Below are 13,068 nucleotides of genomic sequence, written 5' to 3'. Positions count from 1 at the left end.
TAATCAAAGATGGTATTAAAATAAATTTTGCACTCAAAACAACACTCACTTAATGTTGATCTTGCGAACAAACATCTTGTTGCCCTTTCTCACTCGGATAACATAAACACCCGATTCCAGCCCTTCATTGAGACAACGCTTCCCTTCAAGGCTATAGACAGAATCAATAGAAGCCTCCCCAGAACAAAAGATAGTACCATTTTTCACAAACAAGAGAGTTTGAGCATCATCTTGGATGAGATCGACATTTTTAAACGTCGAAATGATTGTCTCTTCTGCATTGTACACCTGACAATCAAGCGGATCGCTTTTCAATGCCTTAGCAACAAAGGCCACAATACGCAGATTAGCAGGGTTCCAGCTTCGATCAAGAGTACAAGCAGTCTCAAATGAGTACTTATTTTCGGCACTGACCTTAATCAATTCACCGGCAATCGGGGTTACAAACTTTCTCAACACTCCATTATGAATAAAGGGCTTTCTCTTTCCATTCTCATCAGTCCCAGTACCAACTTGATCTGTAGAATAGATATGATCTTCCACAATGTAGATATTGGCATATATACCCTTACCTGCAAGCATAGGCAAAGTCTCCCCTGATATGGAGATGTTCAGACTATGATCTTCCGCCCGATAGGCTTCAGTAAGTTCTATTGTAAGGAGAGCCGGTCTTTCCACAGCTTCCTCAAAGAACATCTTAGTCTTTTCCTTGTCTTTAGAAAAGATACGATGTGCAGGAAATTTTTCTTTGGTGCTTAATATTTTAAGTTCCGAAGAAGTCCTGTCAAGAGATATAGCAGGAGCAAAGGGACCTTCCGGATAAGGCGGGTTGTGAGGATCTCCATAGAGCATCTCCAACGATTTGCTCTCCTCTAATGTAAACTTATCATAGGTAAATCCAACATGATGAACAACCCAAGTGACCTTGTCTGAGAAAGATTCTCCAATCAATTCTTTCAACTGAGAATGGCCTCCCGGACAAGAGCTACAAAACTCAGTAGAAAAGTTTTCCAAAAGAACCTTTCGTGGATAAGCCTTTTCCAAAATTTTTTCCAAAGAGAAAACACTCGGCTGGGAGAAGATTTTCTGATCATTCACCTTGCTAACTTTGACACCCAGCTCTTTGCCTCCCAACACTTTGATTTCTTTGTCCTCTATCTCGAGAGGCTCCAAAGGAAGCAGAGAGGTCACATGCTCCGACTGTTTGCACAGCTTATTATCTACATAGTAAGAGATCTCGACCTTTTCAATCCTATTCGACCCCATGTTATATAGCTTATATTTAGCTGTTATCTCTCCCTTTTCGTTCATAACAGGAGAAAGCTTTAAATCCGCAATCTGAGTTTTGTTATGGAATTCAGGATGATCCCCGTCCAAAATCAACTGGATTCTGAGACAACCTTGCTCATGGGTACGAACCGTGGGGGGGCCTCCATTCAAAGAGATGTAATTGCCTTCCATGGGAGCAGATATAACCTCGTCCACGCTTATAACAAAAGGAGAAGCAAGTACATCTTTCTGAGTATAGGTGTAGCCAAAAACCACATCCTTCTCCTCCAAAGAATAAGAATTATTGAAGAACACTTCATTCCAACCCTGCCTCAAATTAGTGACCTTGCTAAGCAAGGGAGAGGTTCCCTCAAGAGTGTTTCTCACGAATAACTCCGCAGAGGGAATATCTGCACACACACCCACACGCATACCCAAAACCTTAGCTCCACTGTACGCCTTAGTCTTGTCTGCCTTGAAACGAGCAAAGGAACTAATCTTAGTATCATTGCCTATAAAGCCTTTGGGATATCCGCGCCCTGGCCTACTCAACGGAGATTCGAGATCACAATACCCCCAATAAAAACGACCCTCTGAGGTCATCAGAGGTATGTCCTGAGAGTTTGCTTGTGCAAACAATCGCACGGCCGAAGCCAGTGCGATTGTAATGCAGAAGATAAATAACTTCTTCATCTTTATTATATCAAAAACAGATCAATCGACCATCACCTTTGTTGCTTTACCGTTGAGAACAACAATGTAAGCCCCAGTCTTCACATTCACTTCTGCCTTCGAAGCAACTAGACTAAGAGGATAAATCTCTCTACCCAAGACATCGTATATGACAAGTGTAGACATTCCAGATACTTCTATCGAAATCACATTTCCAGCTACTCTCACACCAGAGATCTTCGAGAGTTCATTGTCAATAGCCAAGGGCTTACCCTCCAAATCTTTCAGGTTACGGAATTGAGACCAAGCAGCGTGGCTATCGTAAGCCTCGAAAGCCTCCTTAGGAATACGAAGCTCCAAGTTCTGATACAAAACAGCTTCAAATGCATCTACAGGAGCCTCGGGAGGAGTGGTCGGCAGACAAACAAGTTTAGTTAAGTTGGGACATTCTTTTACTACATCCTTACCCAATTTCTGGAGAGAAGCTGGCAATGTCAACTCCGTCAAAGGTACACAACCCTTGAAAGCTCCGCCTTCCAAAGACTTAAGAGTTTCCGGCAAACTAACTGATGACAACATCTTACAGCCAGAGAAAGCTCTGTTCTGGATCTCCTCTAGCCCTGCTTTAAAGGTTACTTCCTGCAGATTAGCATTACTTACGAATGTATATGCAGGGAGAACTTTCAATGAAGCTGGTATAGAAGCCTTGGTTAAATTTGAACAGAAAGCAAAAGCGTATATCCCATCTATCATTTCCAGGCCTTCGGGCAAGATGGCTTCTACAAGACCCGATCCTTTGAAGGCATTGGCAGTTATTCTCTTGATCGTCTTAGGGAATATGAAGTACTTGAGAGTTCTCTTCTCCTCAAACTGAGACTCCTCAAACGAGTTGGCCGGATATTCTTTTTCTCCGATAGTTACAGCTTCGATATTAGCATCAGCCAAATCGATCTTTTCAATCAAGATCAGTTCTTTCTTCAGAGTTCGCAAGTCTCTGACATTGATCGGGCCATTCACCTTAATTGCGGTGAGGGTATTCTTCTGATCTTCGGTCAGCAAGTCTTTGAGCTTACCGGCTTCATCCATCGTGATTGTGAAGATAGCAGGATCTTCGCTGATTGGGTTACCTTCCAAATCTTTCACATTGGTGAACTTTGACCACATCTCATGAGCTTTGTAAGCAGCTTTGGCTTCTGCTGGAATACGTAACTCAAGGGTAGAGTAAAGTCCCTCGAAAGCAGCAGCAGTAGCAGTTGGAGGGGTGGTTGGCTTGCTGGTGAGAATCGTCACCTTGGGACAACCCTTGATCACATCAGAGCCAAGGGTGCTGAGAGATGCAGGCAACGTAAGACCAGAGAGTTCAGCACAATCCATAAATGCGCTCTCTCCCAAATCAGTGAGGGTTTCTGGCAAGGCTACCTCTGCCAAAGTGGTTCCTTTGAATGCTTCTTTCTCAATCTTCACTAGATTCATTGGGAATACAAAACGCGTCAAAATAGCTTTTCCACTGAATTGTGCTTCTCCGATTGTGTTAGCCGCAGCTGTTTCCGTGCCCTCAATCTGGGCTTCGGAAAGATCAATCTCAGCCAACTTCACCATCTCTTTCATGGTCTTCAAGTCTTCCGCATTGATCTTTCCTGTGACCTTCAGAGCCTCAACCTTATCTAACTTGCCTTCCAGCTTGATAGCCAACTGACCAGCTGTCTCCATAGCAACGATTTGATTGGGATCAACAATCACTTCGCCTTGGACTTCTTCTATTGTTTTGAACTTATTCCATTTCTCATCAGCTCTGTATTTATCCAAGCTACCCTTTGCTACCAGCAACTTGGCTCCATCGAACACCTCTTGCGCAAAAGCAGAAGCCTCAAGAGAGGGAGGAGTGGTTGCCAGACTGGTCACTTCTTTCAAGGCCTTGCAGTTATTGAAAGCAGAACCCTGAACCTTAGTGATTGTAGATGGAAAAGAAACAGCAGTCAAAGCATTGCAATTCTTGAATGCAGTGCTTTCAATCTCTTGAATTCCTTCGTTCAATGTCAATGACTCGAGAGCCTTACAACCGGAGAAAGCAGAATAGGTAACAACTCTCAAAGAGCCGGGCAATACAACTTTCTTGAGATCGACAGAACCTTGAAAAGCCTCTTTAGTCAAAGTCTCAAGCCCTTCCGGGAGAATAACCTCCTTGAGTTTGGATCCCATAAATGCTTTTCTCCCAATCGTTTTCAAGCTCTTAGGGAATACGAATTTAGTGATCTTTTCAACTTGACTGAATTGAAATCCACCAATTTCATTGGCAGCATATGTACTGGTACCTTCCTTGTGCTCTTGAATATTTGCGTCTTCCAAATCAACGCTTTCAACAGCAGTCATATCAGTCTTAATAACACGAAGATCCACTACATTGATGGGGCCTTTCACCTTCAGAGATTTGACAGTAGCGAGCTTTTCGCCCAACTTTTCCTTGAGTTTGCCGGCTTCTGTCATTTCTACAACTTCCACAGCCTCTTCGGCGAAAGCTTCTGCAGGCTCCTCAGCTCTCACACTATGTGTTGCATAAGACAAGGGTCTCAATGCAGAGGCATTGGCTGGAGTGTTCACAACAAAGGCAGAACAAACTGCAGGAATAACGAAACCAAGTAAGTAATGATTTTTCTTTCGGTTCATTGTTTTTGAAAATATTTTTGAATTACTAAAACGACTAATCTTCTTGTTGATCTGTTACGAAAAATCCTCTATTAGTTCACTAGCATCTCCCTTTGAAGGAGGTGATAAACAGCTCGACTTCTCTGCTCTCGGAGAAAGAAGGTGCAGTCAGCCGAGAGTGGGTAAAATCTCCCCGAAAATTCTCTACAAAAGAACCCGTCTGGTATTTGCTTGTGCTATTGATGCTCATTGTACCTATGATCCTTGGCATATCTTCTGCACCCCAAAATGATCGCCAGCCCAACCCCCCAAAAGACCTACGATCCAATCTGTGCGCAGCTAAGGTATGAAAACAAACACTTCCATGCAAACTTAGATGGCTGATACAGCAAATAAATTTAGTCCAACCTCCTTTTTTCTTTCAATTAGAATAACATTCAAACCAAAAGACTTTCTTTTTGACAGCAGCAAACCTTCCAAAGACAGGGTTAAATATATTCTTGGATTTGGAGTGTATCCGGTCTGGGGTTAATAAAAAAGTCAAAGATTAAAGAGTTCCACGGTCATAGTCCTCATTGTCCAGTTCTTTTGAAAAACGATACTCCTTCCCGATAGAGAAGTAATAACTGAAGCCGGCAAAGACTTTCCAATAATTATCTCGCATATAAGTGTGAACATTCTCTTGAACAAGCACATCCGGATGATTGTCTGAGACATACATTTCTTCTCTAAAAAGATTCTCTACACCAGCCCGGAAAGACCAGTTGCCAACACCATAAAAAATCGCTACAGCAGAATACCAGTCAGAGGAAGATGTGAAATAACCACGTAGATTTTTGTATGGTAAGGAGCAATCCGCCTGCAATCCAAAATTTCTCTTGCGAAAAGCAATCGAAGCTCCTAATGGAAGAGAGCTCAAAGAGGAGATCCTCTCGTCCGTGTACTTGTAGTACTGCTGGCGAGGATGAGCATAGAAACGAAGAGTGAGAACTTCATTTCCCAAAGGCGTCAGGGCAAGTTCACTCCGAAACTCTACCTGCCGAAAATATTTCGCATTGTCAGGATACTGCACAATAGCCGTTACACCACTAATTTTTTCTTCTGCAAAACAGGCAATCAATTCATCCCAAACATGCCGGTAACTGACTGATGTTTCTATATCGATGTATTTGTTTGCCCAACTGTGCTGAATTTGAGACTTCAGGCGATAACTATTCTTCAAATGAGGATTATTCCGAAAGAAGAGTCCTTCTCTAAGTTGTCGTAATGCGCTGGTAGTTTGCCCCAATTCGGGGACATAATTCTCCCCCTCCATACTAAGACGCAAACGGTGTCTCTGCTTGAATCGGTAGAGAAGCTGTGCTGCGGGACTAAAGAAAAAACGAATACGAGATTCCGGCTGTCCATAATGAGAAGAGGCGTAGGCCAAAGACAATGCTGGCGTGATACGATAAGAGAAATGGCCAAAGCCACCCTCCAAAGAGACATATACACGCTGCCGATACTGTTGCTGCAAATCATCAATTTTCTTCGCCAAACTACTTCCGTCGATCTTAAAGAGAGAACGCGAATACATACCCTGTATTCCAGCATGTAGGAGAGTTCGCCCTAGATAATGAGCATAATCGAGCTGAGCTATCAAGGAACTCTTGTGATTATTCGCAGACAAATGATCTTGGTAGAAAATTTGAGATAGATTCTCATGATCTCGCTCCTCTGCGTCCATTACCTGCTGCACAACATTGGTTGTAAAAACAGTATTTGCATAAAGTTTATCTCCATTGGGCAGACGACAATCGTAGTATAAATCAAGTATCGGACTAAAGGTCGAAGCTCTACTATGAGACTCTCCCCTGCGGTTTTGTTTTTTCGTATTGACAAAGGCCTCAGCCAATAACTGACTGCGATTTTTGAAATGGTCAAAAACACCTGATACAGAAGCCTGGAATGTCTGTTTGTTTGCATCAGTGTAAGTATATACCCCTTTGAGAAGTAGATTCTCGACAAGGAACTTCTCCTCCTTATCATACAGAAATGAATAAGGAGTTTCTGTTGTATAGCTTATTTCTTGTTGTTCTTTACGACCAAGACGAGTATCCCGATAAAAGACATTCGAGAAAAACTTCGCTCTATGCCTCCTCTTGTTATAGGCATAAGACATACGAGCATTAGCTTCTGTAGCTAAGGGGAATATTCCCAGTTCTCCCCCTCCAGTGTGCCCATCGTCGAGAGAAAGGGTAATCACATCAATCACGCTATTGGCCGTATTGTAGCGCATAGGAGGCAAATCGTAATAGTCTACACGAACAATCTTTTGAGGAGGAATCATTTTGAGCTCTTCTTCATCAGAAACAACTCCATTTATAAGGATAAGGGGAGCAGGCTCTCCATTGGCGGAGGCAATTCGCCCTGTACTTGGATTCTCCTTTAAACGAGGAAGTGAGAGAACCAGATCTCGAGCAACCGCAGCTCTACTCTTCTGCGCCTTATCGAAATGATAGCTATGGCGACCTACATGATTGCGAGAAAATCCATAGACAGAGACTTCTTGTAACTCTTTGTTCTGGAGAGGGAGATCGAAGTTTAGTGTAACCACACTATGTAGGCTATCGACCGTTGCTGTCAGAGCTTTCTTCTCATGGCCGACGGAGGAAACCTCCACCCTATACTTGCCATAGACTAGGGACCTAAAATGATAAAACCCTCGACGGTCTGTATAAGTACCATTCAGAATCACAGTGCTATCCGAGGCGTAAATTATCACTGAGGCAAATTCGACCGGTTTTTTGTCAGAAAAGACAAAGCCCTGTATAGATCCCTCACTTTGGGCATATAGATTTGAAGAAATAAATCCTGTAAGACAGAGTAACGAAAAAACGATTCGGGACAAAATATTCACCATAGAACTTCTCCGAGTAAGGTCACAACAAAGACGCAAATAAGAAGAAAGAGGAAATCTCCTCTCTTTTCTTTCCGCATCACATTCATCATACCACTTGCCACAAATGTACAAAAGATAGAACTCGAAGAGATATTCTTACATAAAAATCTACTCTCGTGATCGGATGGCATGTATTTTCTAAGAAAAACGGCAAAATACCAACCATTCGAGCATAGCATTTAACAAACAAGAATAACCTCTATCCGTTCTCCAAAACAAAGGTTTTGAGGCAAAAGCATACCATGGAAAAGACCATGAAAACCACAAGAAACACAAATCTAATATTGCGGAAACAAGTTTTACCAACGTCATAAATGTTGGTCCTTTAATTTCACAACACTATCAAGTAAAAATGAAACACATTATGAAACACGATTGTCCTTCAATTGCAGCGGTTATCAAAACTTCAAGTTACTTCTCTTCCTCCCTTTTACTTGCCCCCGGGCTGTTTTTCTTCTCTTTTCTTTTCTCTCACTCCTCGCAAGCACAAGGTATCGTAGAAGGCCCCATCATGCTCACAGGAGAGCACGAGACTGGCTGTCTCACCGGAGGGATTTCCGGGAATGGTCGTTATATCTTCGGCCTCAACCCAGACAATAGTTTCCGGTACGACCTTGAAACAAAGGAAAGCTATTATCCACCCGAACAACACCAGATAGTCTCTGTATTCGACAACGGAGATATGCTCATTTTCGTCGTAAAGGGTAATGGAGGTGTCATAACCGAAGCCGACAACAAATTCACAGCTTTCACCAGTCCCGATTCGGAGTACCCCTTTGTGGGGCCAATGTTTGCATCTGCGGATGGCAAATATATCTGTGGGAATGTAGCCAAAGAAAAAGGCGGCTTTTTACACTCAAACCTTTTGTTGGAATACGGCAAGAAGATGGCCCGTACAAGCTTTCCATCCTAGAAGTACCGCAGAAAGATGCCCAGTTCACCAATGCCATGTTCTGTTCACAAGACGGGAAGAAAATCTTTGGGTTTCAAAAAAGACTGGACTGGGTGGCTGGATCGATTCATGGTTTGGGAAATAGGTGAAGATGGCCAATACCACTCCAAAGGCTTAGACGACGCTACATTCTTCGGTACAACAATCCCTCTTCCAAGCGGTTTTGAATTCGCAATTGTTCCTTCCTCCGGACGTAAGATGCTCCCAAGTTTCAATGAAGAATATATCTGCGCCGGAATTAGACCGTACAACAAAGAAGAAGAACACCTCGGAAAAGAATCGCCCTACATTCACAAACTATCGGAGAATAAGTCTATCATATTCGACAAGATTTCAGATGCTATTGCCATAAATGCCTGGTCGGATGACGAGCTGCTCTGTGGCAAATATGCACCAACAGGAGGTTGGGACTGCTTTGTCGCTCGCAAAGATGGTACCGAAATGACTTTGAGTGAATGGATCAACCAGAAAACAGGAGTAGACGTGTCCGACTTCCACAAGATACCCGAAACGGATACCCCAGTAATGGGATTTCCATTCTTGTCAAGAAATGGGAAGGTGATGGTCTCTTTCAGGTTAGACCCCAATGATTCACAGAAAACAAATGTCTCATACATCGTACTCAAGGATGAGATATTTACCGGAATAGACTCCCCCAATCTTCTGCAGTCGGAGCAGGAAGGATATACGTACAACAAAGCCAGTCGGATGATCAAAGCTCATTTCGATGACACCCAAGTATCCCTATTCGACATCTCAGGCAGTCTCCTTGCTCACACTTCACTAAATGCAGGCTCGGAATGGCAACTTCCCTCTACTCTGCCAGAAGGCATTTATGTATTGCGAATTGTGCAGAAAGGGAACCACAAGACACTGAAGATAGTCTTGTAAAATAAAGCCATTGCACAGACTCAAAATAATCGGAGTAAAGAAATATTGCACGAAAGAGTAGATAGCCATCAGCTATCCTCCGACAAGAAGAGCCCCTCAAACCTCTGATAGAAAAAGGTTTGAGAGGCTCTTCTTTAGGCCTATACAAGCCTACGCAGCTCTCTTATTTGTCTTTCTTGAGCAGGTCTCGTATCTCACTAAGCAAACGAATATCCTCAGCCGGAGCTACTGGAGCTTCTTCCACTGGTTCTTCTTTGCGCTTAAACTTATTAATAGCCTTGATCATGAGGAATATAGCCAAAGCAATAATCAGAAAGTCTATCGCAGTTTGCAAGAAAGCTCCATATCTGATAGCTACTTCCGGAATGGTCTCTCCAGCTTCTACAGTTGCTCCTCTGAGGACAACTCGCAAGTCGGAGAAATTAACATTACCAAGCAACATTCCGACAGGAGGCATAATCACATCTTCGACCAACGAAGATACAATCTTGCCCAAAGCTCCACCGATAATGATACCAACAGCCATGTCCATGACATTGCCTTTCATGGCAAATTCCTTAAACTCCTTGATAAATCCCATGTTTGTTCGTGTTTGAGGGTTAGTAAATAGCAACTGTAAGACGTGCACAACCGGTATTTTCCTCCGGATGCAATTGCCATCCACAGCCAAATATCCTTCAGTCTCGAAAAATCCGAAACTCAATGCTTATGAAAAAAGATCCCGTCAGCCTGCGCTTTGGGCATCACCAGCATATCATTGATACAAATATTGTCGGGCAAGGTGAGAGCTGCAGCTATGCAATCGGCTATGTCCTCGCCTTTGAGTGGCTCAAAGCCTTTGTAGACATTGTCGGCTCTTTGCTGATCCCCATGAAAACGCACTAGAGAAAACTCCGTCTCCACAGCTCCGGGACAAATTTGCGTCACTTTCACTCCATAGGGAAGCATATCCACACGCATTCCCTTACTGAGGGCATCTACAGCATGCTTGGTAGCACAATAGACATTTCCATTAGGATAGACCTGCTTGCCGGCAATAGATCCCAGATTGAAAATGTGCCCCTTACGACGCTTACACATACCAGGGGCAATCGTACGTGTTACATATAGCAATCCCTTTATATTAGTGTCTATCATACGATCCCAATCTTGGGGATTGCCCTGTTGTATGGGATCCAAGCCGGCTGCCAATCCGGCGTTATTGATCAAGACCTCTACCATTCGCCACTCCTCCGGTAGCTGCCCCAGCTTGGATTCAACCTCGGCCTGAGATCGCACATCCAGACAAATGAGGAAAAGCTCGGTACGGCCTGCCAGTTCGGCTTTCAACTCCTCCAACCTCTCTTGGCGACGACCTGCGACGATCAGTCTGTAGCCCAAATCGGCCAGCCGGATAGCTGTAGCCCTTCCTATCCCGGATGTTGCTCCGGTAATCAATGCAATAGGTTTCATTGTGATAAGACAAATGATTGTTTGTATTATGTTTCTTGCATCTATGCTCTTTTACTGCTGTTCGTCAGTCTCTTCAGTATGCGCTATATGAGCAATCTTTTGCCCATCAGCAAAGTGCAAACAGACCCGCTCTCCTGCTTCCAACGAAGAGGATCTGGTATGAAAAAGGCCATTTCCTCCTGTAACAAAGACAAAACCTCGCTCTAAGATACGCTTTGGTTCCGAAAGACGGATAGCCTGCTCATGCAAACTAAGCTCCCTATCCCGAAGAGCAAGACACTGCCGAGCAGCCGGAGCTATCCGTCGGCAGCACAAAGTCAGTTGTTGTAGAAGACGGTTCGTTTGTTCTCGCCTGAGAAGAGGGAGTTTATCACTTATACCCGAGAGACGCCTCTGTTCGACTTGCAAGAAGCGATGCCCCTCCACAGCCAGACTCTTCTCCAAAGACCCAAGCCGATCGGCATAGCAACGCATCAGACGGTTCAAAGGCTGAGAAAGGCCGATAGCCAACCGCTCTTGTCTATCGGCATAGCCGAGGAGCAATTGCTGTGCCCCCATGCGTAGGTTCATTGCCAAACGCTCTATCATATCGGCTTCCTTACGCATCGAAGAAATGAGATAATCGGCTACGGCTGTGGGTGTCTTGAGCGAGACAGAAGCTACAATATCCAATACAGAGCAATCTCTATCATGACCGATACCACATATCACAGGCAGAGGGAAAAGAGCCACTGCTCTGGCTATGGCATAAGAATCAAAACAACTAAGCTCGGCCACAGCTCCTCCTCCACGTATCACAACAACAGCATCGTATAACCGGCAATCTGCCACAATGCGCTCCAAGGCTACAAGGATAGAACGCTCGGCCTGCTCACCCTGCATAACAGCCGGATAGAGATGTGTGTAGAAAACAAAACCTTCGGTCGTATCGGACAAATGGTGTACGAAATCGCCATACCCGGCAGCGGAAGCAGAAGAAATGATCGCGAGGCTGCGTACGGGACGAGGCAGAGGAAGCTCTCTGTTGCGCTCCAACAAACCCTCATGCTTCAAGCGATCCACAATCTCCCGCCTGCGGCGAGCCAAGTCGCCCAAGGTGTAGGCAGGATCTATATTGTGAATGACAAGAGAGAGGCCGAATTGCTCATGAAAAGAAACAGAGACCAGAAGCATTACCTCCATACCAGAAGCAAAGTCCATTCCTGTCTGCTGCTTGAACCGGCTGCAAACCTCCACAGCTACGTTCCGCCACATGGAAGCACGCATACGGGCTATCAGTCGGTCGTCATCTTCTCCTTTCTGAACCAGTTCTAAATAGCAATGACCGCTACTTTCGTTAGTGCGTACATCCAAGGTCTCGGCGTGTATCCAATATTTACCGTCGAAACCATGAGCAATACATGCTCGCAAAGACCGACAAAGCTCCACAAGGGAGTAAGAGCGAGCAATGGTCATAGGCAGCTACGTTCCCTCCGGGGAACAGTACAAGGGACCTTTGAGAACTGGCTCAAAGCTCCTCCTGCGGGATGGGGATATTGCGTACAAAAGCCAAATCAAGGGAGATAAGAGTCTCGGTAGCGATGATACCGGGAATTTCCTGAATAGTGGCATTAAGGATACGCATCAGATGATTATTGTCTTTGGCGTACAGCTTGATCAAGACAGAATACGGTCCGGTGGTATAATGACATTCGATTACCTCCGGAATACTATACAGCTTGGGCACCACTTCTTTATAAAGCGAGGCTCGCTCCAGCTTCACTCCCACATAGGTACAAGTACTATATCCTAATGTCTTCGGATTGACATGATAACCCGAACCTATAATCACACCCTGTTCTTGCAAACGCAGTACACGCTGATGTATGGCGGCACGAGATACACCGCACTGCTCGGCCACATCCTTGAACGGAGTACGAGCATTCTCACTAATAATGCTGAGAATACGTCTATCCAGACTGTCTAACTTGATCATAATCTATCTCTATCTATGTTACTAAGCTTAATACTTCTGCGAACTGCAAAGTTAATCCAAGGAATTGAATACACACAGAACGGGGAACTTACTCTCTACAATAAACGCCCAACCTTTCCTCCTCCGACAATAAGAAAATCAATCTTATATCGAGACAAAACGAAGGAGGAAACAGACCTCCACAGAAAAACAAACTCGGAGAACACTCTTCTCCAATTCTCCAAAGAGGTCCAAGCAAAGGTAATCAGCAGCAAATAAAAATACAAGCTTCCA

9 protein-coding genes are annotated in these 13,068 nt (G+C 44.2%); 2 read left to right on the top strand and 7 right to left on the bottom strand.

Annotated elements, in window-relative coordinates; genetic code table 11:
• Nucleotides 1-45 precede the first annotated feature (45 nt).
• The 3 genes from B5D48_RS01360 to B5D48_RS01350 form a co-directional block, all read right to left on the bottom strand.
• Nucleotides 46-1,962 (bottom strand): Omp28-related outer membrane protein, encoded by a 1,917-nt coding sequence (locus B5D48_RS01360; RefSeq protein ID WP_023937893.1) that lies wholly within the window; start codon nt 1,960-1,962, stop codon nt 46-48.
• Between the two features lie 21 nt (nt 1,963-1,983).
• The gene (locus B5D48_RS01355; protein ID WP_023937891.1) at nt 1,984-4,605 is read right to left on the bottom strand and encodes a leucine-rich repeat domain-containing protein; all 2,622 of its coding nucleotides are present in this window, start codon (nt 4,603-4,605) and stop codon (nt 1,984-1,986) included.
• Nucleotides 4,606-5,131: 526 nt separating this feature from the next.
• Nucleotides 5,132-7,486 (bottom strand): TonB-dependent receptor, encoded by a 2,355-nt coding sequence (locus B5D48_RS01350; protein WP_023937889.1) that lies wholly within the window; start codon nt 7,484-7,486, stop codon nt 5,132-5,134.
• A gap of 403 nt (nt 7,487-7,889) precedes the next feature.
• Here B5D48_RS01350 and B5D48_RS01345 point away from each other — a divergent pair, with 403 nt between their 5' ends.
• Complete coding sequence (locus tag B5D48_RS01345; protein WP_143742784.1) at nt 7,890-8,438, top strand: hypothetical protein; 549 nt, start codon at nt 7,890-7,892, stop codon at nt 8,436-8,438.
• A gap of 66 nt (nt 8,439-8,504) precedes the next feature.
• On the top strand, nt 8,505-9,368 hold the full coding sequence (locus tag B5D48_RS01340; protein ID WP_023937884.1) for a T9SS type A sorting domain-containing protein: 864 nt from the start codon (nt 8,505-8,507) through the stop codon (nt 9,366-9,368).
• 163 nt (nt 9,369-9,531) lie between these two features.
• Here B5D48_RS01340 and mscL read toward each other — a convergent pair whose 3' ends face one another.
• From mscL to B5D48_RS01320, 4 genes are all read right to left on the bottom strand, one after another.
• Nucleotides 9,532-9,948, bottom strand: coding sequence for a large-conductance mechanosensitive channel protein MscL (gene mscL, locus B5D48_RS01335; protein ID WP_023937882.1), 417 nt, complete (start codon nt 9,946-9,948; stop codon nt 9,532-9,534).
• Nucleotides 9,949-10,067: 119 nt separating this feature from the next.
• A complete protein-coding gene (locus tag B5D48_RS01330; protein ID WP_023937881.1) occupies nt 10,068-10,820 on the bottom strand; it encodes an SDR family oxidoreductase in 753 nt (250 codons plus the stop codon).
• A gap of 51 nt (nt 10,821-10,871) precedes the next feature.
• On the bottom strand, nt 10,872-12,275 hold the full coding sequence (xseA, locus tag B5D48_RS01325) for an exodeoxyribonuclease VII large subunit (protein ID WP_023937880.1): 1,404 nt from the start codon (nt 12,273-12,275) through the stop codon (nt 10,872-10,874).
• Between the two features lie 52 nt (nt 12,276-12,327).
• Nucleotides 12,328-12,795, bottom strand: coding sequence for an Lrp/AsnC family transcriptional regulator (locus tag B5D48_RS01320; RefSeq protein WP_023937879.1), 468 nt, complete (start codon nt 12,793-12,795; stop codon nt 12,328-12,330).
• Nucleotides 12,796-13,068 lie beyond the last annotated feature (273 nt).

This window comes from Porphyromonas crevioricanis (genome assembly GCF_900167225.1).
In the GTDB taxonomy this organism is placed as follows: Bacteria; Bacteroidota; Bacteroidia; order Bacteroidales; family Porphyromonadaceae; genus Porphyromonas; species Porphyromonas crevioricanis.
The sequence above is the reverse complement of the archived record's forward strand: the minus strand, read 5'-3'. Positions and strand labels throughout refer to the sequence as shown.

Bases quoted from the DNA above. Each gene is read 5' to 3' on its own strand.
- B5D48_RS01360 (WP_023937893.1), bottom strand. From the start codon at position 1,962: ATGAAGAAGTTATTTATCTTCTGCATTACAATCGCACTGGCTTCGGCC.
- B5D48_RS01355 (WP_023937891.1), bottom strand. From the start codon at position 4,605: ATGAACCGAAAGAAAAATCATTACTTACTTGGTTTCGTTATTCCTGCA.
- B5D48_RS01350 (WP_023937889.1), bottom strand. From the start codon at position 7,486: ATGGTGAATATTTTGTCCCGAATCGTTTTTTCGTTACTCTGTCTTACA.
- B5D48_RS01345 (WP_143742784.1), top strand. From the start codon at position 7,890: ATGAAACACGATTGTCCTTCAATTGCAGCGGTTATCAAAACTTCAAGT.
- mscL (WP_023937882.1), bottom strand. From the start codon at position 9,948: ATGGGATTTATCAAGGAGTTTAAGGAATTTGCCATGAAAGGCAATGTC.
- B5D48_RS01330 (WP_023937881.1), bottom strand. From the start codon at position 10,820: ATGAAACCTATTGCATTGATTACCGGAGCAACATCCGGGATAGGAAGG.
- xseA (WP_023937880.1), bottom strand. From the start codon at position 12,275: ATGACCATTGCTCGCTCTTACTCCCTTGTGGAGCTTTGTCGGTCTTTG.
- B5D48_RS01320 (WP_023937879.1), bottom strand. From the start codon at position 12,795: ATGATCAAGTTAGACAGTCTGGATAGACGTATTCTCAGCATTATTAGT.